Source organism: Sphingomonas hankookensis, assembly GCF_001619955.1.
GTDB classification, from domain to species: Bacteria; Pseudomonadota; Alphaproteobacteria; order Sphingomonadales; family Sphingomonadaceae; genus Sphingomonas; species Sphingomonas hankookensis_A.
Map to the genome: position 1 here is coordinate 85,937 of NZ_LQQO01000011.1, position 25,485 is coordinate 111,421.

General features: G+C 67.2%; 24 protein-coding genes. 10 read left to right on the forward strand and 14 right to left on the reverse strand.

Annotation, left to right across the window (positions count from 1 at the left end):
* Positions 1 to 104: 104 nt before the first annotated feature.
* Genes AVT10_RS07525 through AVT10_RS07540 form a run of 4 tightly spaced genes read right to left on the reverse strand, consistent with a single transcriptional unit; the run spans position 105 to position 4,127 of the window.
* Positions 105 to 842, reverse strand: coding sequence for an extensin-like domain-containing protein (locus tag AVT10_RS07525; RefSeq protein ID WP_066689670.1), 738 nt, complete (start codon positions 840 to 842; stop codon positions 105 to 107).
* Positions 839 to 1,552: an NUDIX hydrolase gene (locus tag AVT10_RS07530; protein WP_066689671.1), complete on the reverse strand. Its 714-nt coding sequence runs from the start codon at positions 1,550 to 1,552 to the stop codon at positions 839 to 841. The genes AVT10_RS07525 and AVT10_RS07530 overlap by 4 nt, the downstream gene beginning before the upstream one ends.
* Positions 1,549 to 2,787, reverse strand: coding sequence for a hypothetical protein (locus tag AVT10_RS07535; protein WP_066689672.1), 1,239 nt, complete (start codon positions 2,785 to 2,787; stop codon positions 1,549 to 1,551). Before AVT10_RS07535 ends, AVT10_RS07530 begins: the two co-directional genes overlap by 4 nt.
* Positions 2,788 to 2,795: 8 nt before the next feature.
* Positions 2,796 to 4,127: an MFS transporter gene (locus AVT10_RS07540; protein ID WP_066689673.1), complete on the reverse strand. Its 1,332-nt coding sequence runs from the start codon at positions 4,125 to 4,127 to the stop codon at positions 2,796 to 2,798.
* A gap of 131 nt (positions 4,128 to 4,258) precedes the next feature.
* Here AVT10_RS07540 and cyoA point away from each other — a divergent pair, with 131 nt between their 5' ends.
* The 9 genes from cyoA to AVT10_RS07585 all read left to right on the forward strand — a co-directional run bounded on the left by cyoA (position 4,259) and on the right by AVT10_RS07585 (position 12,959).
* On the forward strand, positions 4,259 to 5,404 hold the full coding sequence (cyoA, locus tag AVT10_RS07545) for a ubiquinol oxidase subunit II (protein ID WP_198158519.1): 1,146 nt from the start codon (positions 4,259 to 4,261) through the stop codon (positions 5,402 to 5,404).
* 10 nt (positions 5,405 to 5,414) lie between these two features.
* Entirely contained in the window at positions 5,415 to 7,415 is a 2,001-nt protein-coding gene (gene cyoB, locus AVT10_RS07550) for a cytochrome o ubiquinol oxidase subunit I (protein ID WP_198158520.1), read from the forward strand.
* 3 nt (positions 7,416 to 7,418) lie between these two features.
* Positions 7,419 to 8,048: a cytochrome o ubiquinol oxidase subunit III gene (gene cyoC, locus AVT10_RS07555; protein WP_066689674.1), complete on the forward strand. Its 630-nt coding sequence runs from the start codon at positions 7,419 to 7,421 to the stop codon at positions 8,046 to 8,048.
* Positions 8,048 to 8,437, forward strand: a complete 390-nt coding sequence (gene cyoD / locus AVT10_RS07560; protein WP_066689675.1) for a cytochrome o ubiquinol oxidase subunit IV — start codon at positions 8,048 to 8,050, stop codon at positions 8,435 to 8,437. Before cyoC ends, cyoD begins: the two co-directional genes overlap by 1 nt.
* Entirely contained in the window at positions 8,437 to 9,132 is a 696-nt protein-coding gene (locus AVT10_RS07565; protein ID WP_066689676.1) for an SURF1 family protein, read from the forward strand. The genes cyoD and AVT10_RS07565 overlap by 1 nt, the downstream gene beginning before the upstream one ends.
* Positions 9,133 to 9,181: 49 nt before the next feature.
* Positions 9,182 to 10,441, forward strand: coding sequence for an ATP-binding protein (locus tag AVT10_RS07570; RefSeq protein WP_066689677.1), 1,260 nt, complete (start codon positions 9,182 to 9,184; stop codon positions 10,439 to 10,441).
* Positions 10,438 to 10,968 (forward strand): response regulator transcription factor, encoded by a 531-nt coding sequence (locus AVT10_RS07575; protein ID WP_066689678.1) that lies wholly within the window; start codon positions 10,438 to 10,440, stop codon positions 10,966 to 10,968. Before AVT10_RS07570 ends, AVT10_RS07575 begins: the two co-directional genes overlap by 4 nt.
* A 118-nt stretch (positions 10,969 to 11,086) precedes the next feature.
* Entirely contained in the window at positions 11,087 to 12,586 is a 1,500-nt protein-coding gene (locus AVT10_RS07580) for a L,D-transpeptidase family protein (RefSeq protein ID WP_084401471.1), read from the forward strand.
* 10 nt (positions 12,587 to 12,596) lie between these two features.
* Entirely contained in the window at positions 12,597 to 12,959 is a 363-nt protein-coding gene (locus AVT10_RS07585) for a hypothetical protein (protein WP_198158521.1), read from the forward strand.
* Between the two features lie 356 nt (positions 12,960 to 13,315).
* Here the strand turns inward: AVT10_RS07585 and AVT10_RS18515 are convergent, their stop codons facing one another.
* The 5 genes from AVT10_RS18515 to AVT10_RS07605 all read right to left on the reverse strand — a co-directional run bounded on the left by AVT10_RS18515 (position 13,316) and on the right by AVT10_RS07605 (position 19,917).
* A complete protein-coding gene (locus tag AVT10_RS18515; RefSeq protein ID WP_164523933.1) occupies positions 13,316 to 13,474 on the reverse strand; it encodes a hypothetical protein in 159 nt (52 codons plus the stop codon).
* A gap of 191 nt (positions 13,475 to 13,665) precedes the next feature.
* Positions 13,666 to 13,929 (reverse strand): hypothetical protein, encoded by a 264-nt coding sequence (locus AVT10_RS07590; protein ID WP_066689680.1) that lies wholly within the window; start codon positions 13,927 to 13,929, stop codon positions 13,666 to 13,668.
* 106 nt (positions 13,930 to 14,035) lie between these two features.
* On the reverse strand, positions 14,036 to 15,496 hold the full coding sequence (locus AVT10_RS07595) for an efflux transporter outer membrane subunit (protein ID WP_066689681.1): 1,461 nt from the start codon (positions 15,494 to 15,496) through the stop codon (positions 14,036 to 14,038).
* Between the two features lie 2 nt (positions 15,497 to 15,498).
* On the reverse strand, positions 15,499 to 18,717 hold the full coding sequence (locus AVT10_RS07600) for an efflux RND transporter permease subunit (RefSeq protein ID WP_066689682.1): 3,219 nt from the start codon (positions 18,715 to 18,717) through the stop codon (positions 15,499 to 15,501).
* A 6-nt stretch (positions 18,718 to 18,723) separates the two neighbouring features.
* Complete coding sequence (locus AVT10_RS07605) at positions 18,724 to 19,917, reverse strand: efflux RND transporter periplasmic adaptor subunit (RefSeq protein WP_198158522.1); 1,194 nt, start codon at positions 19,915 to 19,917, stop codon at positions 18,724 to 18,726.
* 105 nt (positions 19,918 to 20,022) lie between these two features.
* On the opposite strand from AVT10_RS07605, the gene AVT10_RS07610 reads away from it, so the two are divergent.
* Entirely contained in the window at positions 20,023 to 20,694 is a 672-nt protein-coding gene (locus AVT10_RS07610) for a TetR/AcrR family transcriptional regulator (RefSeq protein WP_066689683.1), read from the forward strand.
* Between the two features lie 80 nt (positions 20,695 to 20,774).
* On the opposite strand, the gene AVT10_RS07615 is transcribed toward AVT10_RS07610, so the two are convergent.
* Genes AVT10_RS07615 through AVT10_RS18725 form a run of 5 tightly spaced genes read right to left on the reverse strand, consistent with a single transcriptional unit; the run spans position 20,775 to position 25,451 of the window.
* Positions 20,775 to 21,290: a GNAT family N-acetyltransferase gene (locus tag AVT10_RS07615; protein WP_066689684.1), complete on the reverse strand. Its 516-nt coding sequence runs from the start codon at positions 21,288 to 21,290 to the stop codon at positions 20,775 to 20,777.
* Positions 21,287 to 22,645 carry an efflux transporter outer membrane subunit gene (locus AVT10_RS07620; protein WP_066689685.1) on the reverse strand — a complete coding sequence of 453 codons (1,359 nt, stop codon included), beginning with the start codon at positions 22,643 to 22,645 and terminating at the stop codon, positions 21,287 to 21,289. Before AVT10_RS07620 ends, AVT10_RS07615 begins: the two co-directional genes overlap by 4 nt.
* Positions 22,642 to 23,790, reverse strand: coding sequence for an HlyD family secretion protein (locus AVT10_RS07625; protein WP_066689686.1), 1,149 nt, complete (start codon positions 23,788 to 23,790; stop codon positions 22,642 to 22,644). Before AVT10_RS07625 ends, AVT10_RS07620 begins: the two co-directional genes overlap by 4 nt.
* The gene (locus AVT10_RS07630; protein WP_232307924.1) at positions 23,787 to 24,950 is read right to left on the reverse strand and encodes a hypothetical protein; all 1,164 of its coding nucleotides are present in this window, start codon (positions 24,948 to 24,950) and stop codon (positions 23,787 to 23,789) included. Before AVT10_RS07630 ends, AVT10_RS07625 begins: the two co-directional genes overlap by 4 nt.
* 3 nt (positions 24,951 to 24,953) lie before the next feature.
* Positions 24,954 to 25,451 carry a hypothetical protein gene (locus AVT10_RS18725; RefSeq protein WP_232307925.1) on the reverse strand — a complete coding sequence of 166 codons (498 nt, stop codon included), beginning with the start codon at positions 25,449 to 25,451 and terminating at the stop codon, positions 24,954 to 24,956.
* Positions 25,452 to 25,485: the final 34 nt, after the last annotated feature.

Consider the following 25,485-nt stretch of genomic DNA (forward strand, 5'->3'; position numbering starts at 1 on the left):
CGGATCAGGTCCGGGAGTGACGGACAGGATTTGGACTGGTGCCACCGCATCAGCCGCGGCCAGTCAATCCGCGCCAGCCATACCACGCCCAGCAGCCGGCCCCCTCACCTGCATGCTCCGCCGAATCCGCGCGTAGCCTGATCGAAGTGGAAATGGTCGCGGTGCGCGGCATTGTAATCGGGCGACAGCACCGTCGAGAAGACGCCACACGCGCCATCGCGGACCTCGCGCAGGAACGCCGCCTTCGCCGCATCGTCGCGGCCCTGCCCCGCCGTCCAGTCGCCGACGACGCTCACCCGCCGTCCATCGGCCAGCACGAATGCAGCGATGTCGAGCGCGTTGGCTGTCGCATGCTCGCTGAACGCCCCGGTGTCGCGGCCATATATCCGCCGGCAATTATAGCTGCCGAAATTCTCGATTCTGACGACCGGCTCGCCGAAATGCTTCTGCGCAGCGGGCTGGACGACCTGCCACTCCCATAGCGCCATCCCGGTCGCGACGCGGCACGACACGCCGACATCGGGCGTGATGGCAATGGTCCGCGACCCGCCCCCGCGCATCCGCACCGCATCGTCGTACCCGCATTGCCCCGCATCGTCGCGCGGCGGCAGCGCGGTGTAGCGCACGCCTGCCGCATCCAGCAGCGTACGGCACCCGGCGAAGTCGCCCGCCAGGTCGCCGATCTTCGCACGCGTGAACATGCCGACCGGCTGCGACAGGTCGAGCGGGGTCCAGGGCACGTCCTGCGGGCGACTGCGGGAAAAAGCGTAGAGGGCGAAAGCGATGGCAGCGAGGACGGCGAGCCATACGAGGGTACGAACGCCGACCGACAGCGCCTTCATGCGCGCACCGCGCGGTCGGCGGGTTCGGCCGTGACCGGATAGCCCAGATCGTCGGGTATGCAGATGAAGCGGCCATCGTCCCGCTCCTCGACCCACGGCGTTATCGTCCGGACCGGCCAGCGCGCGGCATCGGCCAGCACCTCGTCGGCCGACTTATGCTGCGCGAGCCGCTCCAGGACCCGGCGGGTCGGGAACAGCAAGGTCGCCTCCCCCCGGTCGGCGGAGGCGAGCGCGTCAGCGGCCGCCAGCCACAGGGTCCGGACATTCTCCGTCGCATCGACCCGTGCAGGCGGCGCATCCTCCGGCAGGCGGGCGACATAGAACCACGTGTCGAACACCCGTACCGGCACATGGTCCGGCCGCCACCGCGCATAGGGGATCAGTGGTGACGGATCGACCGGCCCCAACGCCCCGATCGGTGCGCCATCAGCCAGTGCCGCGCGCATCGCTTCCACGTCGCCGGACAGGCCGATCGCGATCCCGGCCTCCTCGATCGTCTCGCGGATCGCGGCCAGTCGCGGCGCAAGATCACCGTTACCCATCGCCAGCGCCAACGCCCGGTCGCCCGGGTCGATCCGCCCGCCGGGAAATACCAGCGCGCCGCCGGCAAAGGCCATTGCCGCCGACCGCTCGACCATCAACAGTTCGGGTGGTCCGGCGGCCCGGTCGCGCAACAGGATCAAGGTGGCGGCGGGAATGGCGGTCGTCATCGCGGGGAGTTGGGAAGCGCCCCCGGCAATGTGAAGTCGCCGCCTGCGCGAACCAGTCGCCAGCCATCGGGCAGGAAATCGAGCGACATGTAATAATAGAAGACGCAGGTCCCGTCGGGACGGTAGCTCGCCCCCTTCAACAGCCCGATCGCGGTCGTGCCGACGAACACCGGCCCGCCGCTGTCGCCGCCCTTGCATCCCGGCCCCGCCACCGCGACCCAGGTCGGCAGGCACGGCCCGCCGCACAGGTCACCGGAGGGGGCGAAGTCGACCATTTCGACTTCGGCGCAGCTATAGCCGCTATGTTCGCCCCGGTGGCACACGATATCCCCGACCCGCGTGCCGGCCCGGCTGCGCCGCCCCTCGACCGGGCGCAGCACCGTGCGCGCCGCGTCGGAATAGAATCGCGGCTGCACCGCATCGGGGCTGGCATTGACCTGTACGTCGTGAAATCCCCAGCCCCATTGACCGATAAAGGTCAGCGGGGTGCGGGCACCGTCCTTGGCGACATGCTCCAGCGTGTCGGGGCAGTGGGCGGCCGTGACGATGCCGTTCTGCACGCCATCGGTCACGACGAAGCCGGTCGTGCAGTAGAAGCGCCGCCCACTGACCGGATCGGGGCCGATCAGCCGCGATCCGCCGACGACCTCACCCGACAGGTCCAGTTCGGGGCGACCGCTGGTCGCGATCCGGACGGGCACGCCGGTCAGCGACTCGATCCGTCGCTTGAGCGCCGCGACATCGCCCGCCGCATCCGTCGCGCCGATCAGGACCAGCAACGTGCCGTTCCGGGCGTCGATTCCCATGGCCGGCGGACGTTGCACCATCGCCCGGATCGCCGCCTGGTGATCGGCAATCGCCGCCAGCATCTGCGTACGCGTGGCGGTCGCGCCGATGCGGAACCGGATCGGAATCGACAGGCCGTCGATGGTCACCTGCCCGTCCGGTACGGCACGCTTGCCGGTCAGCAGGACGGTGACCGCGCCGTCCCGCTCGATCGAGGTGCCTGCCAGCCGGTCGCGATATTCGCCCTCGATCCATTCGGTCACGGCGACGCTGGCCGCCTGCTTGCGCAACAGGACCAGCGCATCGGCCGGATCGATGCTGCGGATGCGAGCGACTTCGGCCGCATCCTGCGCCAGTGCGGTGTCGGCGGAAACGACGACGGCGGCGTCCTGCGCCGCGGCGGGGGTTCCCGCCGCCGGCGCAAGCGCCGCCGCCCAGTATCGCAGCATCGACCGGATCAATCGAGTCGGCGTGCCAGTTCCTTGTTGAGCGCCAGCGCCGCCAGCGTGCCGACGGCACCCGACAGCAGGTACAGGCCCGATGCCAGCAGCCCCAGCTTGTCGGCCAGCGCCAGTGCCACGAACGGCGCGAAGCCCGCTCCGAACAGCCACGCGAGGTCCGACGTTAGCGCCGCGCCGGTATAGCGCGAATCCTTGGCGAAGTTCGACGCCACCGTCCCCGACGACTGACCGAACGACAGGCCCAGCAGGATGAAGCCGGTGATCATGAACGCGATCTCACCCGCGTCGCCGCCGTTCAGCAGCAGCGGCGCAAGGCCGGAGAACAGCGCGATGGCGATGGCACCGATGCCCAGCAGGGTGCGGCGACCGACATGATCGGCCAGCACGCCCGAAATGATGATCGCGAAGATGAAGAACAGGGCGCACGCAGTCTCGATCCACAGGAAGCGTTCGATCGGCTGCTCGGTCTTCAGCAGGATCCACGACAGCGGGAACACGGTGACCATATGGAACAGCGCGAAGCTGGCCAGCGGCACCAGCGCGCCGATTACGATCGTCTTCCACTCGCGGCCGACCGTCGGCAGCACCGGCGATGCCTTCAGCTCACGATTCTCGAACAGCTTGGTATATTCCGGCGTCACGACGATGCGCAGCCGCGCGAACAGCGCCACGACGTTCAGCGCGAACGCCACGAAGAACGGATAGCGCCAGCCCCAGCTGATGAAATCCTCCGCGCTCATATAGGCGGTGAAGAAGGCGAACAGCGCGCTGGCGACCATCAGGCCGAGCGGAGCGCCCAGCTGCGGGATCATCGCGTACCAGCCGCGGCGATCCTGCGGCACGTTGAGCGCCAGCAGCGAGGCGAGCCCGTCCCATGCGCCGCCCAGCGCGATACCCTGCAGGATACGCAGCACCGCTAGCAGGATCACCGACCATGCGCCGACCTGGGCATAGCCCGGCAGGAACCCCATCGCCACCGTCGCCGTGCCGAGCAGGAACAGCGCGATGGTCAGCTTCGTGCCGCGCCCATGGCGACGGTCGATCCACATGAACAGCAGCGTGCCCAGCGGCCGCGCGAAGAACGCCAGCGGGAACAGCGCGAACGAATACAGCGTGCCCGTCAGCCGATCGACATAGGGGAACATCAGCTGCGGGAACACGATCACCGACGCGATCGCATAGACGAAGAAGTCGAAAAATTCCGACGTACGCCCGATGATCACGCCGATCGCGATCTCTTCGGACTGGACGTTCACCTCGCCGCCGCCATGGTTGACGGCCCGGGCATCGGCCTCGAGTTCGCGGGAGTGGACGAAGGCCTCGGCCATAGGGACTCCAAGAGCAGCGCGGATGCCGCGCGGATAAACATAATGTGCGCCCGTTATCGCAATGCACCAAACGCGGGGATAGGACAAAATGTCCTATCGCAGTGCAGCATCGCACGGCATAGGTCGCGCCCATGATCCTGCCCCGCTCGCTCCCGTGGCACCGGCCACTGCGTTCGCTCCTCCCGCTCTCGGCCCTGCCGCTGCTCGGCGGATGCGACCTGGTCGTGCTCAATCCCGCCGGCGACATCGCGCGCCAACAGGCCGACGTCCTGATGATATCGGTCGGCCTGATGCTGCTCATCATCATTCCGGTGATGGCGCTGATCGTCTGGTTCGCGTGGAAATACCGCGCCAGCAACGAAACGGCGACCTACAAGCCCGACTGGGACCATTCGACCGCGCTCGAACTGGTCATCTGGTCCGGTCCGCTGCTGATCGTCATCGCGCTCGGCGCGCTGACCTGGATCAGCACCCACCTGCTCGACCCCTATCGCCCGATCGGGCAGATTTCGTCCGGCAAGCCGGTGCCCGAGGACCAACAGCCGCTGGAGATCCAGGTCGTCTCGCTCGACTGGAAATGGCTGTTCATCTATCCCGAACAGGGCATCGCGACGGTCAATCGCCTGGTCGTGCCGGTCGATCGCCAGGTACGGTTCCGTCTGTCGTCGTCGTCGGTGATGAACACCTTCTACGTGCCTGCCATGGCCGGCATGATCTACACGATGCCGGGCATGGAGACGAAGCTCCACGCCGTGCTGAACCGTCCGGGCACCTTCGACGGCATGTCGGCGCATTATAGCGGTGCCGGCTTCTCCTATATGAACTTCAAGACGACGAGCACCGACGCCGCCGGCTTCGACAAGTTCGTGGCAGGCGTGAAGGCGATGCCGAACCGGCTGGACACCGCGCGCTATCTCGAGCTGGAGAAGCCGAGCGAAAAGGTGCCGCCGATGGGCTTTGGCGGGGTCGAACAGGGACTGTTCACCCGCATCGTGCAGATGTGCGTCAAGCCCGGCACGCCGTGCATGACCGAGAGCATGGGCCATGGCGGCCATGATTCGGCGGTCAACAGCCGACTGCCCGAAGGGGAGCGTACCAAGGGCGCGCTGGAAAAGGCACCTTCCGAATATGGTGTCAGCCCGCATAGCAGCGGCGATGCGCCGCAGGGGTCGTCGGCCGCTCCCGGTGCCGCCGATCCGGGCAACGACGCCAACCGCAACATGACCCGCATCGCGCCGCCCGCGATCCCGGGCCGCACCGCTCCGGCACTTGGCTGAGAACGAGATCATGTCCGATACCCTTACCAAGCTGATCTTCGGGCGCCTGACGCTCGAAAGCTTCCCGATCCACGAACCGATCATCGTCATGACCTTCATCGCGGTCGCCATCGGCGGCGCGGCGGTGCTGGCGGCGCTGACCTATTTCAAACTGTGGGGCTATCTCTGGAAAGAGTGGTTCACGACGGTCGATCACAAGAAGATCGGGATCATGTACATGATCCTCGGCATCGTCATGCTGCTGCGCGGCTTCGCCGACGCCATCATGATGCGCAGCCAGCAGGCGATCGCGTTCGGCGACAACGAAGGCTTTCTGAACGCGCACCATTATGATCAGGTGTTCACCGCTCACGGTGTCATCATGATCTTCTTCGTCGCGATGCCGTTCGTCACCGGGCTGATGAACTATATCGTGCCGTTGCAGATCGGGGCGCGCGACGTGTCCTTCCCGTTCCTGAACAATTTCAGCTTCTGGATGACCGCGTCGGGCGTCGTGATCGTGATGGCCAGCCTGTTCGTCGGCGAATTCGCCCGCACCGGCTGGCTGGCGTTCGCGCCGCTGTCGGGGCTGGATTATTCGCCGGACGTGGGCGTCGACTATTATATCTGGGCGCTCCAGCTGGCGGGCGTCGGGACATTGTTGTCGGGCGTCAACCTGATCGCGACCATCGTCAAGATGCGCGCACCCGGCATGGGCCTGATGAAGATGCCGATCTTCACCTGGTCGGCGCTGGTCACCAACATCCTGATCGTCGCCGCCTTCCCGGTCCTGACCGCCGTGCTCGCCATGCTGTCGCTCGACCGCTATGTCGGCACCAACTTCTTTACGAACACGCTCGGCGGCAACCCGATGATGTACGTGAACATGATCTGGATATGGGGCCACCCGGAGGTCTACATCCTGGTCCTGCCGGTGTTCGGCGTGTTCTCCGAAGTCGTGTCGACCTTCTCCAGCAAGCGGCTGTTCGGCTATACGTCGATGGTCTACGCGCTGCTGGTCATCACCATCCTGTCGTACCTGGTATGGCTGCACCACTTCTTCACCATGGGGTCGGGGGCGAGCGTCAACTCGTTCTTCGGCATCACCACGATGATCATCTCGATCCCGACGGGCGCGAAGATCTTCAACTGGTTGTTCACCATGTATCGCGGGCGTATTCGCTACGAGCTGCCGATGATGTGGGCGATCGCCTTCATGCTGACCTTCACCATCGGCGGCATGACCGGCGTTCTGCTCGCGGTGCCGCCGGCCGACTTCGTGCTGCACAACTCGCTGTTCCTGATCGCGCACTTCCACAACGTGATCATCGGCGCGGTCGTGTTCGGCACCTTCGCCGGCATCAACTACTGGTTCCCCAAGGCGTTCGGCTTCAAGCTCGACCGCAAATGGGGTCTGGTCAGCTTCTGGTGCTGGTTCATCGGCTTCTGGGTCGCCTTCACGCCGCTCTACGTGCTGGGCCTGATGGGCATCACCCGGCGTCTGCGCCACTTCGACGATCCGAGCCTGCAGATCTGGTTCGTCATCGCCGCCGTGGGTGCCGTGATCATCGCGGTCGGCATCGCCGCCTTCCTGGTGCAGATCGCGGTCAGCATCATGAACCGCGACAAGCTGCGCGACGTGACCGGCGATCCGTGGGACGGCCGCAGCCTCGAATGGGCGACCTCGTCGCCGCCGCCGGACTATAACTTCGCCTTCACGCCGGTCGTCCACGACATGGACGCGTGGTACGACATGAAGAGCCACAAATATGCCCGGCCGACCGAAGGCTTCCAGCCGATCCACATGCCGAGCAACACCTGGGCCGGTATCGTAATCGCGGGCGTGTCGACCGTGTTCGGTCTGGCGATGGTCTGGTACATCTGGTGGCTGGCGGCGCTGTCGTTCGTCGCGGTGATCGGCATCGCGATCTTCCACACCTTCAACTACAAGCGTGACTTCCACATTCCGGTCGAGGAAGTCATCGAGACGGAGCGGCGGCGCACCGCCGACCTCCAGGCTGCGGGGGCGTAAAACATGGGTTCGTCGGTACAAGTCCCCGCGGGCGCGGAAGGTCGCGCCTACCACCTGGCGGAGGAGCATGAGCATGAGGCCGGGTCGAGCACCATGCTCGGCTTCTGGCTCTACCTGATGAGCGACTGTCTCATCTTCGCCATGCTCTTCGCCGCTTATGGCGTCTATTCGGGCAGCACCGCGGGTGGCCCCGACGCCAAGGAGCTGTTCGACCTGCCGCTTGTCGCGCTCAACACCGCGATGCTGCTGTTCTCGTCGATAACCTACGGCTTCGCGATGATCGCCGCCGAAGAGGGGAAGAAGGCCGCGACGCTGCGCTGGCTCGCCATCACCGGCGTATTCGGCCTGTGCTTCCTCGGCATCGAACTCTACGAATTCAGCCACCTGATCCATGAAGGCGCCGGGCCGCAGCGCAGTGCGTTCCTGTCGGCGTTCTTCACGCTGGTCGGCACCCACGGGTTGCACGTCACCTTCGGCTCGATCTGGCTGGTCACGCTGATGGTGCAGGTCGCCAAATACGGCCTCGGTGCTGCCAACATGCGCCGGCTGATGTGCCTGTCGCTGTTCTGGCACTTCCTCGACGTCATCTGGATCGGCGTCTTCACCTTCGTCTATCTGCTGGGAGTCCTCTAATGGCCGGCCACGCCCATCACGACGCGCACGGTCATGGCGCTCACGGCCATGGCGACGCGCCCGCACATGGTTCGCGCAAGGACTATGTCATCGGCTTCCTGCTGTCGGTGCTGCTGACCGCGATACCCTTCGCGCTCGTCATGACCAACGCCTTTGCCGATACGCGGATCACCGCGGGCATCGTCATGCTGTGCGCGGTCGTGCAGATCGTCGTCCACATGATCTACTTCCTGCACATGAACACCAAGTCGGAAAGCGGCTGGACGTTGATGGCGCTGATCTTCACCGTCGTCCTGGTCGGGATCGTGATCGCCGGGTCGCTGTGGGTCATGTACCACATGAACGTGAACATGATGCCGCAGATGTCCGGGGATATGGGCGCGATGTGATGCGGGGCCGGCCGATCCGACGCATCCTGATCGGCACGCTGATCGGATGCGTCATCGCCGGCCTGATCGGCCTGGGCGTGTGGCAGCTGCAGCGTCGCGCATGGAAGCTGGACCTGATCCAGCGGACCGAAGCGATGCTCCGCTCCCCGCCCGTCCCCGCCCCGCCCCCAGCGGCATGGGGCACGATCACGAGCAACGACGCCTATCGTCCCGTCATCGCTACCGGGCGCTACCGCCCCGACGCCGACACCTATACCCAGGCCGCAACGGCGCTGGGTGGCGGCTTCTGGGTCCTGACCCCGCTTGATACCGGGCGCTTCACTCTCCTCGTCAATCGCGGGTTCGTGCCGGCTGACCAGCGCGGCAAGGTGCCCCCGCCACCCGGCACCGTGACCGTGCGCGGGCTGCTGCGCATCAGCGAACCGGGCGGCGGCTTCCTGCGCAGCAACGTGCCGGCCGAGGATCGCTGGCATTCACGCGACGTCGCGGCGATCGCGGCCCGGCGTGGGCTCACCGACGTCGCCCCCTATTTCATCGATGCCGTCGCCGATCCACAGGTCGAGTGGCCGCGCGGCGGGCTGACCATCGTCTCGTTCCGCAACAACCACCTCGTCTACGCGCTGACCTGGTTCGGCCTCGCGCTGGTGCTGGGTGGCATGACATGGTGGGTCGCACGGCGCGAACCACGGGCGTAACATGCGCCCGATGCAACCCGCCCCTCCTTCCACGACTCCGCGCCTGCCCATGGCGGACGGAGTCGGCCGCAACATGCTGTTGCTCGTGCAGCTGCGCTGGCTGGCGGTCGGGGGGCAGCTGGGGACGATCCTGGTGGTCGACGGGCTGCTCGGCATCCGCCTGCCACTGATCCCGATGGCGAGCGTGCTGGCGGCGCTGGTGGTGCTGAACCTCGTCACCCTCGCGCGCCGCTCGCGTTGGAGCGACACCAATTTGCCGCTGTTCGCCGCGCTCGTCCTCGACGTCGCCGCACTTACCGCCCAGTTGTACCTGTCGGGCGGCGCGCGCAATCCGTTCGTCTCGCTCTATCTGCTGCAGGTCGTGATCGGCGCGATCCTGTTGAAGGTCTGGTCGAGCTGGGCCCTGGTCGCGATCACCAGCGGCGCGTTCGCGCTGCTCGGGCCGTTCCACCGCCCGCTCGACCTGCCACCGGCCTATGCCAGCAGCCTGTCCGACGCCTATCTGATCGGCAACTGGATCAATTTCGTGCTGGCGGCGACGTTGCTGGTCGCCTTCGTCACGCGGATCGCCGCCAATCTGCGCGACCGCGATACCAAGGTCGCCCAGCTGCACCAGCGCGCGGTCGAGGAGGAGCATATCGTCCGCATGGGACTGCTCGCCAGCGGTGCGGCGCACGAGCTGGGCACGCCGCTGTCATCGATCTCGGTGCTGCTGGGCGACTGGAAGAACGAACCGGCGATCCGCCGCGACCCGCGCTTCGTCGCGGAGGTCGACGACATGCGGGCCGAGGTCGCGCGCTGCAAGGAGATCGTGTCGGGCATCCTGTTCGCCGCGGGCGAAGTAACGGGCGAGGCACCGACCCGCACGACATTGCGGACCTTCCTGACCGCGACGCTCGACCGCTGGCGCGGCAACGATCCGGCACGCGCCGTGTTCGAGGATCGCTTGGGGCCCGACGTACCGATCGTCGCCGACCGCGCACTGGCGCAGGCGCTGACCAATTTGCTCGACAATGCGGTGGAGGCAGGCGGGCGCAACATCGCGCTGCTGGCGCTGCGCGACGGATCGACGCTGCGCCTGACCGTGCGCGACGACGGCAATGGTTTTACCGACCGCATTCTCTCACAGCTCGGCAAACCCTATAATACCAGCAAGGATCGGCAGGGCGCCGGGCTCGGCCTCTATCTCGCCACCAATGTCCTGCGCCCGCTGGGCGGCACGATCGAGGCATTGAACCGTGATGGCGGCGGGGCGGAGACGACGCTGATCCTGCCGATCGATTCGCTGGCGCTGGAGAAGACGCGATGACCGAGCGCCGATTGCTGATCGTCGAGGACGACGCGACCTTTGCCCGTACATTGTGCCGGTCGTTCGAACGACGCGGCTATGGCGTAGAGGTGATCGACGGCCCCGACCGGCTGGAGGATGTCGCGCGCAGCTTCGAACCGGAATATGCAGTGGTCGACCTGCGGCTGGGCGGCGCGTCGGGGCTGGCCTGTGTCTCCTCGCTCTCGGCGATCGATCCGACGATCCGCATCGTCGTGCTGACCGGCTTCGCCAGCATCGCAACCGCGGTGGAAGCGATTAAGCTGGGCGCGACCAACTATCTGACCAAACCCGCCAACACCGACGAAATCGAGGCCGCCTTTGCCCGGGTCGAGGGCAATGCCGCTGCGGACCTGACTGCCGCTCCCACCTCGATCAAGACGCTGGAGTGGGAACATATCCATCAGACGCTCGCGGACACTGGATTCAACATCTCGGAGGCTGCGCGAAGGCTGGGAATGCACCGCCGGACGCTGGCGCGAAAGCTCGACAAGCGCCATCTTTCTTGAGCGGCAGGGGTTCGAAACCACCCCGTCCCTGTGGTAACATGCCGCCAAAGGGGAACGGTTCATCGTGCGGCAGGTTCGAAGAGACTATAGCCTGCGTGCCGCACCGGAAGAGTATAGGATGATTAGCATTACCGACCATCGCCCTCGTTTCACCCGCCTTGCGCGCCGCGCGCTGCTGGCCGGCATCGCGCTGACCGGTGCGACCGCCGCCGTGGCGCAGGTGACGCCACCGCCGGTCGTGCCGACGCTGCCGACGACTCAGCCGATGGTGCAGCCGATCCCGGCCGCCGCCCCACTGCCGACGCTGACCGCGGCGCAGGAGAGCGAGCTGGCGCGGTTGCTGGCACGCGATGCGGTGGCGCAGGGGCTGAAGGATCGCGAACCGTCGCTGGCCGGGCTGACCGGACCGGCACTCGTGCGTGCCGCGCTCGATCATGCCCATGCGGTGCGCGCGGGGCGGTTGGACAATGCCGATTTCCAGAAGGACTGGGCGATGCGCCCGCAGGCGTTCGACCCGCTGCCGTCGTTCCGCGACGCGGTGGCGAAGGACCGGCTGGCTGCCTGGATCGCGTCGCTGCCACCACCCTATGCCGGCTATGACACACTGGTGACCGGTCTGGCCCGCTATCGCAAGATTCAGGCGAATGGCGGTTGGCCGACGGTTAGTGCCGGCTCCGAAATGCGGCTGGGCGGCAAGGGTCCGCAGGTCGCGGCGCTGCGCAAGCGGCTGGCGATCGAAGACTCCGAACTGTCGCCGACTGGCGATACCTTCGATCAAGCGATGCTGGATGCCGTCCGCCGCGCCCAGCGGCGCTATGGTCTCAACCCCGCCGGACAGGTCGGCGCGCAGACCGTCGCGTCGCTGAACGTGCCGGTGGGCGAGCGGATCAAGCAGATCAAGGCGAATATGGAGCGGTGGCGCTGGCTGCCGACCGAGCTGGAAAAGAACCGCATCCAGGTCAACATCGCCGCCGCCGTGCTGACCGTGTTCGATGGCGACCAGCCGGTGACGTCGATGAAGGCGGTGACCGGGCGTCCGGGTGACGAGACGCCGATGCTGACCTCGACGATCCACTCGATCGTGCTCAATCCGCCGTGGAACGTGCCGTCGTCGATCGCCGACAAGGAATTGTGGCCGAAGGAGCGGGCGAACCCCGGCTATCTGAAGCGCAACGGATTCCGCGTGATCGAGACCGAGGGCGGCGGACGTCGCCTGCAACAGGCGTCGGAGAACAGCGCGCTCGGCCGGTTCAAGTTCGATTTCGACAATCCGTTCGCGGTGTATCTGCACGACACGCCGGCGCAGGCCGGCTTCGCCAAGTTCGACCGCTTGGCCAGCCATGGCTGCGTCCGTCTGGAAAAGCCCGAGGATCTGGCGCGGCTGTTGCTGCGGACCACGCCCGAATGGCCGGATACGCAGATCGACGCGACGCTGGCATCGGGCAAGACGGTGCGGGCCAAGGTCGCCGATCCGGTCAAGGTCTATCTGCTGTACTGGACCGCGTTCGCGACACCCAACGGCACGATGAGCTTCCGCGAGGATCCGTATAAATGGGACGGCGTGCTGGCGAACAAGATCGCCGCACGTGCCGAAGCCAGCCAGATGGCGGCTCGATAAGGGGATGACGATGTTCCACGGATGGCGTGTGGCGCTGCTGGCTGGCAGCGGCTTGTTGCTGGCGACCGGGCTTGGTGCCTGTTCGAACGAGAATGTGGACGAGGCACCGATCGAGAACAGCGCGTTCGACGAGGACGCCCCGCCGCCGACCCCGCTACCGGAGCAGAATTTCGAGGCGGCGCCGGTGATTACCGAGAATCTGTCGGCACCCGCCCCGGTCGAGGACCTCCCCCCGCCCCCACCGGTCGAACCCGACCAGCAGGTGCTGGACGACGCGTCCGCCACCGGCATGACGTCGCGATCGACCCGCGGGCAGGAGAGCAGCGACGACGCGCCGGTCGACGATGCGATGGTGAACCAGCAGGGGGAATAGGGGAGCGGTTTCGTGGAGCGGCCGGCTCCGGGGGCGCTGCGCGCTTCCGGTCGGCTTGGGGATCGGTGCTGGATCAGCGGACGGCGTGAGGCCGTTCGCACGGTAAGAGGCGGTTCTCCCCGTTCGTCACCCCGGGCTTGACCCGGGGTCCCGCTTTTTCTCCAATCTTGGAAGAAGCGGCACGTCAACCAGCCTAATCCGACCAGGAGCAGCACGAACGCGTTGGTGTACTCCTTACTCGCCACGGGCGGTAACAAGCGGGACCCCGGGTCAAGCCCGGGGTGACGTGTGGTGGAGGGTTGGGGCTCGATCTGAAACCGGGTTGGGACGGTCTGCAGACCGCTTCGGAATCGGCCTCACGCCGCCTGCTGCGAACCCTCCGCCGGCATGACCGGCGCATAAGCGCGGTCGAGGTACAGGTTCGCCAGTTCGTAATGCGCGCTGACGACCTGTTCGTGGTCGGCCTGCTGCGCCAGTTCCAACTGCTGTTCGGCACGGCGTACGAAGTAGGACATTTCGTCCGGTCCAATCGAAGACACGACAACCTCTCAAGGACGTTCAACCGTCCGTTTCTGATACTCGCCCGGCGGAACCGGACGTGATTTGAACGCACGACAGGTTCCGGGGATGCGTGTCGCCGCAAATTCTGACGCCGTGATGACACCGCCGGTCGCAATGGGACATGCGGCGAACGACGCCGAATCAATTACATACGACGGTGTTTTCCGCCGTAGCGCCCACCGATATAGGCGCCCAGCCGGTTCATCTCGCTGGCGGCGGCGATCGCCGCGTCGCTCTGGCAGGGCAGCGGATCATGGTCGCGGTCGGCGGCGCGGCTGGCGACCTTGGCCGCCAGTTCCTCGATATCCGCACGCGACAGCAGGTTCTTTTCGCGCAGGAGACACAGCAGGCTCTGCAGGATCACCATGCTCTTCTCGCCGGCGGCATCGCACGGTTCGATCGGATTCATCGTTCCTCTCCTTATGGTTATACAGGAGAGCATATGCCGATCCTGTCCGGACGCAAGGGGGCTGCGTCCGGTCGGGACCGGCAGGAAGTTCGACCGGGTGCCGCCGTCAGTTAAGTCCGCCCCCCAGCGTCCGGTACAGCGTGACCAGGTTGGTCGCGCGCGCCAGCCGGGTCTGTACCAGCGTCTGCCGCGCGGCATAGCTGGTCCGCTGCGCATCCAGCGTGTTGAGGAACGAGTCGATCCCCGCCCGGTAGCGTGCGTCGGACAGTCGCTGGGCGGTCGCCGCCGCCTGCGCCTTGGCGGTCTGCGCCGACAGCTGCTCACCGATGGTCCCGCGCGTCGCCAGCGCGTCGGCGACTTCCCTGAACGCGGTCTGGAGCGTGCCTTCATAGGTCGCGACCGCCGCCAGCTGCTGCGCACGCGCGACCTCAACATTGCCGCGCCGCTGGCCGCCGTCGAACAACGGCAGCGCCACGCCCGGCGAGACGGAGAATTGCTGCGTACCCGCACCGAACAGCCCGCCCAGCGCCGTGCTGATCGTGCCCAGCGTCGCGGTGAGCGAGATGGTCGGGAACAGCGCCGCGCGCGCCGCACCGATATTGGCATTGGCGGCATAGAGGCGGCGTTCTGCCTGCAGCACATCGGGGCGGCGCAACAGCACGGTCGACGACACGCCGGTCGGCAGGTTCGACAGGATCAGGTCGCGATCGCCCAGTTCCGCCGGCAATTGCTCGGCCGGGACGGTGGTACCCGCCAGAAGGTTGATCGCATTCTGGTCCTGCGCGATCTGCGCGGTCAGCGCGGCGATATCGTTACGCGCCTGCTGATAGCTGGTCTCGGCCTGCTGAACCTCCAGTTCGGAGATGACGCCGACCCGGAACTGGGCGCGGGTCAGCTCCAGCGTCCGGCCGAAGCTGGCCAGCGTTTCGCGCGACAGGCGCAACTGGTCCTGATCGGCGGCCATGGTCAGCCACGCGGTCGCGACTTCACCGATCAACGCGATCCGCGCCGCCCGCTGCGCCTCTTCGGTCGCGAAATATTCCTGGAGCGCCGCCTGGCTGAGATTGCGCACCCGACCGAACAGGTCGAGTTCGAAGGCGGAGAAGCCGACCGACGCCTGATAGATTTCGAGGTTGCCGGTCTGCGCGGGCACGCCGCCCACCCCGCCGGCGCCCCCTGCCCCACCGGCACCGCCCAGCGCGCCGAACGGGTTGTTGGTGTAGGTGACGCCGCCATTGGCCGCCGTCGTCGGCACCTGGCTGGCGCGGGTCACGCGGTACTGGGCGCGGGCGGCGAGCACATTGGCCGCCGTCACGCGGTAATCGCGATTATTCTCCAGCGCCGTCGCGATCACCGCCTGCAACCGCGGATCAACGAAGAAGTCGCGATAGCCGATCCGCGTCACATCGGCCTGTTCGGCGCCCAGCACCGGGTACGGCCCGCCCTGCGGCAGCGTCAGCGGGATCGCCCCCTCCGGCCGGACATTCTTGGGCGCAAGGTTGCATCCCGCCAGTGCGGTGGTGGCGAAAAGGAGGGTCAGACTACGCAGCGTCATCACTTTGCTCATGGTCATGCCCCCTGCGGCGCGGGTTCGCCGCCATCGGAGGACCGGTTGCCGCCATCGGGTTCGACGTCGTCGTTCGCGGACGGCCGGTTGGCGGACGGAGTGTCCTTGCCGCCGTGCCCGAACAGGCGCAGCACGACGACGAAGAACATCGGTACGAAGAAGATCGCAAGGACCGTCGCCGACAACATGCCGCCGACCACCGCCCGGCCGATCGCGTTCTGGCCACCGGCACCGGCACCGGTGCTGATCGCCAGCGGCAACACGCCGAACACGAAGGCAAGCGAGGTCATCAGGATCGGACGCAGGCGCAGCCGCGCCGCCTCAACCGCCGCATCGACCGCGTTCAGGCCGTCGGCCATCCGCTCCTCGGCAAACTCGACGATCAGGATCGCGTTCTTCGCCGACACGCCGATGGTCGTGATCAGACCGACCTGCAGATAGATGTCGTTGTTCAGCCCCGTCAGCCACGCCGCGAGCAGCGCGCCGAGGATACCCAGCGGCACCACCAGCATGACCGAGATCGGCACCGACCAGCTTTCATACAGTGCGGCAAGGCACAGGAACACGATCAGCAGCGACAGGGCGTAGAGTGCCGGCGCCTGACCACCCGACAGCCGTTCCTCAAACGACAGGCCGGTCCATTCCAGTGCGGTGCCCGGCGGCAGCTTGGCATGGATTTCCTCCATCGCCTCCATCGCCGCACCGGTGCTGAGGCCCGGTCCCGGCGACCCCTGCAGCTGCATCGCCGACTGCCCGTTATAGCGGGTCAGCGACACCGGAGCGTTGGCCCATTCCAGCGTCGAGAAGGCGGTGAACGGCACCATCTGTCCGGTGGCGTTGCGCACATACAGGTCGCCGACATCCTCCGGCGCGAGGCGATAGGGGGCATCGGCCTGGACATAGACGCGCTTCACGCGACCGCGATCGATGAAGTCGTTGATGTACCCGCCGCCCCATGCGGTCGCGATGGTCGAGTTGACGTCGGCGAGGTCGAGCCCGAGCGCGCGCGCCTTGTCCTCGTCGATCTTGACCTTGAGCTGCGGCGCATCCTCCAGGCTGAGCGGACGGACCTGTGCCACGCGCGGGTCCTGCGCCGCCATGCCCAGCATCATGTTGCGTGCCTGCACCAGCCGTTCATGGCCGATGCCGCCGGTATCGACCAGCTGCACGTCGAAGCCGGTGGCGTTGCCCAGCTCCTGCACCGCGGGCGGGACCAGCGCAAAGATCAGCCCGTCCTTATACCCGGCGAACGTGCCCATCGCGCGGCCGACGATCGCCTGCGCCTTGTTGTCGGCACCGCTGCGCTCCTCCCATGGCTTGAGGTTGACGAACACCAGACCGGCATTCTGCCCCTGCCCCGCGAAGCTGAAACCGTTGATGGTGAACACACCGGCGACATTGCCGCTTTCCTGTTTCAGGAAATGGTTGCGCACCAGCGTCAGCCCCTTGTCGGTACGGCTGCTCGTCGCACCCGCCGGACCCTGGACCAGCGCCAGCACCGTCCCCTGATCCTCGTCGGGCAGGAAGCCCGAGGGCAGGCGCGTGAACACGAACACCATGCCCAGCACGATCAGCAGATAGACCAGCATCGACCGCTTCCAGCTGCGCGTGGTGCGCCGGACGCCGTTCTCGTACTTATGCTGGCTGCGTTCGAACCGGTCGTTGAACCAGCGGAAGAAGCGCGCGAGCGGGCCGTTGCCCTGCTCATGCTTGTGCGGGTCGTGCGGTTTCAGGATCGTGGCGCAGAGTGCCGGCGTCAGGATCAGCGCAACCAGCACCGAGAGCACCATCGCCGAGACGATCGTGATCGAGAACTGGCGATAGATCACGCCGGTCGACCCGCCGAAGAACGCCATCGGCAGGAACACCGCCGACAGGACGAGGCCGATACCCACCAGCGCGCTGGTGATCTCGTCCATCGACTTGCGCGCGGCTTCCCTGGGGCTCAACCCCTCGGTCTGGATCAGGCGTTCGACGTTTTCGACGACGACGATCGCGTCGTCGACCAGCAACCCGATCGCCAGCACCATGCCGAACAACGTCAACGTGTTGATGGTGAAACCGGCGACGGCCATCACCGCGAAGGTGCCGAGCAGCACCACCGGCACCGCGATGGTCGGAATGATCGTCGCGCGCCAGTTCTGGAGGAACAGGAACATCACGAGGAAGACGAGGACCACCGCCTCGATCAGCGTGTGGATGACCTGTTCGACCGACAGGCGGACGAACGGCGTCGTGTCGTACGGGTAGATGACCTTGACGTCGCCCGGCAGGCCGCGCCCGATTTCCTCGGCGCGCTGCTTGACCAGTTCGACTGTGTCGAGCGCATTGGCACCGGCGGCAAGGCGCACGCCGAAGCCCGAGGCGGGCTTGCCGTTATACTGCACGTCGAAGACGTAATTCTCGGCACCCAGCTCGACCCGCGCGACATCGCCCAGCCGGACGACCGCGCCGTCCGCGTTGGTCTTCAGGCGGATATTGGCGAACTGCTCGGGCGTCTGGAGCCGCGACTGCACGCTGACCGTGGCGTTGAGCATCTGCTCCTTGGGCGCCGGCTGCGCGCCGATCTGGCCGGCCGAAACCTGGGCGTTCTGCGACTGCACCGCCGACGTCACGTCGGCGACGGTCAGCTGGTAGCTGTTGAGCTTGATCGGATCGAGCCAGATGCGCATCGCATATTGCGCGCCGAACACCTGCAACTGGCCGACCCCGCTTACGCGGCTGATCGGGTCCTGGAACTGCGACACGACCATGTCGGACAGATCGTTGTTGCTGTGCGATCCGTCGGTCGACACGAGGCCGACGACCAGCAGGAAGCTGGCGGCGGACTTGGTGACCTGAATCCCCTGGCGCTGGACCTCCTGCGGCAGCAGCGGGGTCGCCGCCTGCAGCTTGTTCTGCACCTGCACCTGCGCAATGTCGGGATCGGTGCCCTGTTCGAACGTCAGCGTGATCGTCACCGTCCCCGCCGAGGAGGACGAGGACGAGAAGTAGCGCAGGTTATCGATGCCCTTGAGCTGCTGCTCGATGATCTGGGTCGTCGTGCGCTCCAGCGTCTCGGCATCCGCACCCGGATAGGTGGCGGTGATCGCGACGGCGGGCGGCGCGATTTCCGGAAACTGGGCGATCGGCAGGCTGCGGATCGCGATCGCGCCGGCCAGCATCATGACGATGGCGATGACCCATGCGAAGATGGGCCGGTCGATGAAATAGCGGGACATGGCTCTTTACTTCGCCTGTGCCTGGGGCCCGCCCGCCGGGGCGGCACCCTGCGGTGCCTGCCCCTCGGGCTGCGGCTTCCACGGATAGCCCTTCACCGGGGTGCCCGGCTGGAGCATCTGCGCGCCCTCGATCACGACCTTGTCGCCCGGTTGCAGGCCGCCGGTAACCAGCCACTGGTCGCCCACGGTGCGCTGCGTCTGGAGCGGACGCGGGGCCAGCTTGCCATCGGCACCGATGACGAGGACGGTCGCCGCCCCCTTCGGATCGCGCGTCACCGCACGCTGCGGCACGAGGATGCCGTTGGCCTTCGTCCCCTCGACCAGTTCGGCACGGACATACATGCCCGGCAGCAGCAGCCCGCGCGGGTTGGAAAAGACCGCGCGGATCGCCTGCGTGCCGGTCGCCGGATCGACGGTGACGTCGGTGAACTTCAGCGTACCTTCCATCGGATAGGTGCTGCCATCCTCCAGCTTCAGCCGGACGCGCGCCGCGCCGGTGCCGCGCGACAGGTCGCCGTCCATGATCTGCTGGCGCAGCTTCAACAGGTCGGCGCTCGACTGCTGGATATCGACATAGATCGGGTCGAGCCGCTGGATCGTGGTCAGCGCTTCGGTCTGCGCGGCCGATACCAGCGCGCCGGTGGTCGATACCGACCGCCCGATCCGGCCGGAAATCGGCGCGCGGATGGTGGTGCGCGACAGGTCGATCTGCGCCTGTTGCAGTGCGGCGCGCTGGGCGGCGATATCGGCCTCGGCCTGCTGCGCGCCGGTCACCGCATTTTCATATTCCTGGCGGCTGATCGCGTTGATCTTGACCAGTTCGCCATAGCGCCGCGCGAGGTTGCGGGTCGAGGCGATCGAGGCCTGCGCCCGCGACAGCGCGGCCCGCGCGCTGGCGACCGCCGCCTGATACGGCGCGGGATCGATGCGATAGAGCGGCTGGCCCTGACGCACATAATCGCCTTCCTGGAACAGGCGGGCGAGGATCAGCCCGTTGACCTGCGGCCGGACGTCGGACGTCTCATAGGGCGCGGTGCGGCCGGGCAGTTCGGTGGTCAGCGTCACCGGCTGCTGCTGGACGGTCACGAACCCGACCTGTGGCGGCCCCTGCGGTGCGCCTTGCTGCTGCTGCGACTCGCCGCCGCCCCCGCAAGCCGAAAGGATGAGCGCCAGTGCCAGTGGGGCCATGCGATTTTTCATGAACGTCCTCGACGGATGTGCTAAACGTGAGTGATAGATCACTCACACTTTGCGGCGGGTAGGCCGCGATTGCGATTGTGGCAAGAGGGTACAGGTGAACCACAAGTGAATTTGTTGCAGTGCGGAGAGGCATGTCGCGCCAGCCGGGCGGCGGCACGTCGCGAAAAACTGGTCAGCGTGGCCCGGCGACTGTTCGCCGAACAGGGTTTCCACGGCACCGGCGTCGCCCAGCTGGCCGCCGAGTCGGGGATCAAGGTCGGGCAGATCTACCGCGACTTCGCCGACAAGGAGGCGATCGTTGCGGAGATCGTCGAGAGCGATCTGGCAGTCTTCCTGAACGATCAGGACATGACCCGCGCGATCGAGCATCGCGACGTGGCTGCGCTGCGGGAATGGCTGCGCGAGTTCCTGCGCTGCGGCAGCGACGGCGAACCCGATCCGCTGTTCGCGGAGATCATGGCGGAGGCGGCGCGCAACGACCGGATCCGCACCATCGCGCACACGATCAACCGCAGCGTGTCGGCGGCGCTGATGCGCGTGCTGGAAGCGCTGGCGCCCGACGAGTCGCAGGCCGAGGCACGCAGCCGGCTGTGCGACATGATCCTGACGATGAGCGCGGGCGTCCTGTATCGCCGGATCGGCGACCCGGATTTCGAAGAAGCCGCGACCTTTCGCCGCCTGATCGGCGTTCTCGACGCCTATATCGACGTCCTGATCGGACCGGAGCCGGACCCGATCTTCGAAAACAGCCGTTGCGGTTTCGTGACGCCGAAGTAGAGTTACGGAGCGCACTCCCTTGCGCAGCCGTCGCAGGCCCCGTCCGGACCACCGGGCGGGGCTTGTCGCATCCGGGCAGGTCACCCGATGTTCCGGTCGAGCACGACGAACGACAAGGCCATACGCGGCAGCCCGAACCGCGGGTCATCCATCGGAAAAGGCCGGGTTTCTCCGGTCCGCGCATAGCCCAGGCGTTCATACCACGCGATCAGTTCGCCCCGCGCGGCGATGACCGTCATCTCCATCCGCGTCGCGCCGTGTTCCGTGCGGGCATAGGCCTCCGCCGCCGCGACCAGCCGCCGCCCGAGTCCCGTCGCCTGCCGGTCGGGCCGGACCGACAACATGCCGAGCGCCGAGCGTCCCATTCCGGCACGCTTCGCCTCGACGCAGCCGATCAGTGCATGGCCGTCCAGCGCGATCAGGATGGTGCGGTCGGGATCGGCGATCGCATCGGCCAGCGCAGCCGGATCGGTACGCTGGCCGTCCAATAGGTCGGCCTCGTGCGTCCAGCCACCCCGCGCGCTGTCGCCACGAAACGCCGATTCGACCAGCGCGTGCAGCGCGGGGATGTCCGCCGGGGTCGCGACCCGGATCATCCGCCCCAGCCCCCGCCCATCGCTTGATACAGCGCCACCAGCGCGTTCAACTGGTCGGCACGGGTCTGCTCCAGCGACAATTCGGCGCTGAACAAGGCGCGCTGGGCATCCAGCTGCTCGAGATACGGGCTGTACCCGGCGCGATAGCGGTTGGTGGCGTGGCGCAGCGCCTCCGCCGTCGCGGTCCGCTGCGTTTCCAGCGCGCGTCGCTGTGCAGCCAGCCGGTCGACCGCCGCCAGCGCGTCCTCGACCTCGCGAAACGCGGTCAGCACGCTGCGCTGATAGGCGAAGGCCGCCTGATCGCGCCGCGCGGTCGCCGCATCGTAATTGCCGCGCAGCTGCCCGCCCCGGAACAGCGGTGCCAGCACGCTCGCCCCGATCGACCAGATGCCGACCGGATTGGGCAAGGCGCTCGACAGCACCTCGCCGGTCGATCCGGTCAGGCGCAGCTGCGGCAGGAACTGCGCGCGCGCCGCCGCCAGCGATGCATCGCTTGCCGCCAGCGACGCCTCTGCCTGCGCGATATCCGGCCGGCGGCGCAGCAGGTCGGACGGCAGACCGGCGGGGATCGGCGGCGGCACCAGCGCCTCCAGCGGCCGTCCGCGCGCGATGGCGCGCGGCGGGGTGCCGGTCAGCAGCGACAGCGCATTTTCTTGCCGCCGCGCGAGAAGCTCCAGCTGCGGCAGGGTCTGGGTCACGGCGGCATATTCCGCCTCCGCCTGCCGCAGTTCGAGCTGCGAGGTATAGCCCGCTTCCGCCCGCGACCGGGCGATGCGCAGCGCCTCCCCACGCGACGCGATCGTCGCCCGCACCGTTGCGATCCGCGCATCCAGCCCGCGCAACGTGACATACCCGCTGGCGGTGGCAGCGGCGACGGACAGCCGCGCGGTATCGGCGGCAGCGGCAGCGGCATCGCCGGTCAGTCGCGCGGCATCGATGGTGCGCCCGACCCGGCCGAACAGGTCGACCTCATAAGCCGACTGGAACACCGGTTGCAGCGAGGTGCCCGTCGTCGCCGAGCCGAACGCATTGAGCGCACGCTGTTCGATCAGCCCGACGCCCGCATCGAGCGTCGGGAAGCGCGCCGCGCGCGCCACCCGCTCGGCCGCCCGTGCCTCCGCCACCCGCGCCACCGCAACGGCGATGTCGGGATTGTTGGCGAGCGCCGCCGTTACCAGCCGCGTCAGTTCGGGATCGCCGAACGCTTCCCACCAGTTCGCCGCTAGGGTCGCGGTGCCGGGCAGCGTCGTGCGCCACGCGGCCGGCGGCGTGACGCTGGCCGCCTCGGGTCGCGGCCGCTTGGCCGGGGTACAGGCGCCCAGCAGCGCCAACCCTAGGAGCGCAGCCCGTTTCATCGCGCCGCCGGCGACGTGCCGCCGCGCGTGTCGACCCGCGCCTCGACCGACATGCCGGGCCGCAGCCGCTGGAACAGCGGATCGTTGCGGTCGATCGCGATCCGGACCGGGATACGCTGCGCCACCTTCACGAAATTGCCGGTGGCGTTGTCGGCGCGGATCACCGCGAACTCGTTGGCCGCCGCCGGAGCGATCCGCTCGACCCGACCGTGCAGCTCGGCGCGGTCCAGCGCGTCGACGCGGATCGTCGCCGGCTGTCCCGGTGCGATGCGCGCGGTCTGCGCTTCCTTGAAATTGGCGGTCACCCACACGGTCGGCGGGACCAGGAACATCATCTGGGTGCCCGCCGTCACATATTGGCCCAGCCGGACGCCGACCTCACCCAGCCGCCCGTCCTGCGGCGCACGGATGACGGTATTGGCCAGATCGATCTCGGCCAGTCGCACCGCCGCCTTCGCATTCTCGACCGCCGCCGACAGCCCGCCGCGCCCGACCGTGACGGTCCGCACCTGTTCCTGTGCGACGCTGCGCTGCGCCCGCGCCTGCGCGACCCCCGCCTCGGCGGCGCGCAGGGCGGCGAGCGTCTGGTCGCGTTCGCGCAGCGACACCGATCCTTCGCGCACCAGATCGTTGACGCGCGCCTTGTCCGCCTGCGCCCGGGCCAGCTGCGCCCGCGCATTCTGCACCGCCGCGTCCTGTCCGCCCAGGCTCGCCTCGCTCGACCGCTCGCTCTGCTGCGAATTGGCGAGGTTCGCCTGTTGCGCCGCCAGCTGCGCCCGCGCCTGGTCGACCCGCTGGCGATAGATGCGGTCGTCGATCCGGGCGAGCACCTGCCCGCCCTTCACGTCCTGAAAATCGCGGACCAGCACCTCCGTCACATAGCCGTTGACCTGTGGCGCGATGATCGTCGTCTGCCCACGGACGTAGGCGTTGTCGGTCGCCTGGATCGCACTGCCGAACGGCCACAGCCCCCAGGCATAGAGCGCCAGCGCCACCCCGCCGAGCAGCAGCGCGACGAAGCCGATCGTCGATTTGAGGCTGCCCCGCGGCGGTGCCCAGCCGCGCGCCTTGGTCGGTTCCTGCGGCACCTCGACCGGATCGGCCAGCCGCTCTGCTTCGTCTCTGGAAAGTTGGGTATCGGTCATGACATCTGTTTCTGTCGCATCTGCTGTACGGCGGCGAGGTCGCCGGCGAGCGGGTTCACGCCCTTCAGGCGGAAGCGCAGCCACAGCGCCCCCAGCCACACGACCATCGCCGCCGACAGCATCGCGACGCCAAGGAACACGTCGTTATAGGCAAGGATGTTCGCCTCGCGCGTCACCTGCTGCCCGAGCAGCCCGGCACCCGACGCCTGGCGCAGCGCCGAGTCGCCGAGCACGCGGGCATAGGCACCACCCAGCTGCTGGATACGCTGCACCACCTGCGGGTCGGTCGCCGTCAGCGTCTGGGTCAGTTCGAACGCATGATATTTCTCGCGCACGATCTGGAAGGAGCCTAGCAGCGCGGTGCCGGCGAGGCCTCCGATCGTCTGCGAAATGCTGAAGATCGCCGAAAAGCTGATGATATGGCTCGGCCCCCGCGCCAGCGCGCGAAACACGCCGATCATGATCATCGGACCCAGGAAATAGAGCGCGGCAAAGGCGATGATCCCCTGGCTGACATACAGGCTCGACGGGCGGGTCAGGTTGGTCGAATCCGAATCCATCCACGCCCCCAGCCCGATCAGCGCGACGGCGATCACCACCGGCTTGTAGAGGTCCTGCATATTCAGCGTCTTCAGGCTGACCACGACCCCGGCGATCGACGCCAGCGTCATGACGAGGCTCAATGTCACCAGCTGGTCGTTGCCCATGCCGACCACGGTCAGCAGCCCGACCGTGCCAAACGTCTGTTCGGACAGGAGGATGCGCAAGCTCGCCGCCACGATCGCGAAGCGGATGATGTTGCGCCCCAGCATCCAGCGGGTGTTGAGCAGCGGGTTGGCGCGGTTATGCTCGATCAGCAGCGCCCCGCCGATCAGCGGGATCGCGACGGCCAGCGCATAGCCCAGCCACGGCGTCGACCACCATTGGATCCGTCCCTGCACCAGCACCGCGCACAGCAACGCGACACCCGGTGCCAGCAGCGCGAAGGTCAGGAAATCGATCTTCTCGAACGCCGGCGTCCGCTCCGACGGCGGCAGCCGCAGCAGCGCGACCGCGCCGAGGCACATCAGCGTCAGCCCCAGTTCGAACCAGAACAGCGCCTCGATCCGCCCATCGGCCAGCAACAGCGGTGACAGCGTGCGCGCCAGCGGCAGCGCCACCTGCTACGCGCCGAACCCCATGATCATCCCCGACAGCCGCGCGGCGGCGGGCAGCGCCTGCATGATGTAGAGGAAGCACAGGGTCGTCAGCGCGCTGGCGACGATCCCCGATGCGCCACGCACCACCAACTGCACGCCATAGCTGTGCACGACCAGCTGGAGGATATTAAGGATCAGGAACGCGGCCAGGAACACCCGCGTAAAGCGCTGCATCCCGAATTGCTGGCGGAACTTGATCAGCAGCATCGACATGCACACGCTGGTCATCGACGACACGGCGGTCAGCCAGCCGCCCTCGACCGGCGTCAGGCCGAGCGATCCCTGGATCTGCGGCAGGTTCGCGATCAGCAGCCCGTTGCTGAACCCCCCGGTCACCCCCAGCAGGATGCCGGTCGCGAAATAGCCGACGCGCCGCCCGAACGGATGATCGGGCGTCGCGGGAGATCCGGGCAGGAACGGCCGCTCGTGCGGCTTGAATTCATACGCCGGGGCGATCGCCATGGCTCCATATGGGAATATTGATCGAGCAACAACT

Excerpts from the sequence above, each read along its gene's own strand:
- cyoA (WP_198158519.1), top strand. The coding sequence starts at position 4,259 with ATGATCCTGCCCCGCTCGCTCCCGTGGCACCGGCCACTGCGTTCGCTC.
- AVT10_RS07575 (WP_066689678.1), top strand. The coding sequence starts at position 10,438 with ATGACCGAGCGCCGATTGCTGATCGTCGAGGACGACGCGACCTTTGCC.
- AVT10_RS07535 (WP_066689672.1), bottom strand. The coding sequence starts at position 2,787 with ATGCTGCGATACTGGGCGGCGGCGCTTGCGCCGGCGGCGGGAACCCCC.
- AVT10_RS07525 (WP_066689670.1), bottom strand. The coding sequence starts at position 842 with ATGAAGGCGCTGTCGGTCGGCGTTCGTACCCTCGTATGGCTCGCCGTC.
- AVT10_RS07600 (WP_066689682.1), bottom strand. The coding sequence starts at position 18,717 with ATGTCCCGCTATTTCATCGACCGGCCCATCTTCGCATGGGTCATCGCC.
- cyoD (WP_066689675.1), top strand. The coding sequence starts at position 8,048 with ATGGCCGGCCACGCCCATCACGACGCGCACGGTCATGGCGCTCACGGC.
- AVT10_RS07540 (WP_066689673.1), bottom strand. The coding sequence starts at position 4,127 with ATGGCCGAGGCCTTCGTCCACTCCCGCGAACTCGAGGCCGATGCCCGG.
- AVT10_RS07615 (WP_066689684.1), bottom strand. The coding sequence starts at position 21,290 with ATGATCCGGGTCGCGACCCCGGCGGACATCCCCGCGCTGCACGCGCTG.
- cyoC (WP_066689674.1), top strand. The coding sequence starts at position 7,419 with ATGGGTTCGTCGGTACAAGTCCCCGCGGGCGCGGAAGGTCGCGCCTAC.
- AVT10_RS07595 (WP_066689681.1), bottom strand. The coding sequence starts at position 15,496 with ATGAGCAAAGTGATGACGCTGCGTAGTCTGACCCTCCTTTTCGCCACC.
- AVT10_RS07580 (WP_084401471.1), top strand. The coding sequence starts at position 11,087 with ATGATTAGCATTACCGACCATCGCCCTCGTTTCACCCGCCTTGCGCGC.
- AVT10_RS18725 (WP_232307925.1), bottom strand. The coding sequence starts at position 25,451 with ATGGCGATCGCCCCGGCGTATGAATTCAAGCCGCACGAGCGGCCGTTC.
- AVT10_RS07590 (WP_066689680.1), bottom strand. The coding sequence starts at position 13,929 with ATGAATCCGATCGAACCGTGCGATGCCGCCGGCGAGAAGAGCATGGTG.
- AVT10_RS07605 (WP_198158522.1), bottom strand. The coding sequence starts at position 19,917 with ATGAAAAATCGCATGGCCCCACTGGCACTGGCGCTCATCCTTTCGGCT.
- AVT10_RS18515 (WP_164523933.1), bottom strand. The coding sequence starts at position 13,474 with ATGTCCTACTTCGTACGCCGTGCCGAACAGCAGTTGGAACTGGCGCAG.
- AVT10_RS07620 (WP_066689685.1), bottom strand. The coding sequence starts at position 22,645 with ATGAAACGGGCTGCGCTCCTAGGGTTGGCGCTGCTGGGCGCCTGTACC.
- AVT10_RS07585 (WP_198158521.1), top strand. The coding sequence starts at position 12,597 with ATGTTCCACGGATGGCGTGTGGCGCTGCTGGCTGGCAGCGGCTTGTTG.
- AVT10_RS07570 (WP_066689677.1), top strand. The coding sequence starts at position 9,182 with ATGGCGGACGGAGTCGGCCGCAACATGCTGTTGCTCGTGCAGCTGCGC.
- AVT10_RS07565 (WP_066689676.1), top strand. The coding sequence starts at position 8,437 with ATGCGGGGCCGGCCGATCCGACGCATCCTGATCGGCACGCTGATCGGA.
- AVT10_RS07530 (WP_066689671.1), bottom strand. The coding sequence starts at position 1,552 with ATGACGACCGCCATTCCCGCCGCCACCTTGATCCTGTTGCGCGACCGG.
- cyoB (WP_198158520.1), top strand. The coding sequence starts at position 5,415 with ATGTCCGATACCCTTACCAAGCTGATCTTCGGGCGCCTGACGCTCGAA.
- AVT10_RS07625 (WP_066689686.1), bottom strand. The coding sequence starts at position 23,790 with ATGACCGATACCCAACTTTCCAGAGACGAAGCAGAGCGGCTGGCCGAT.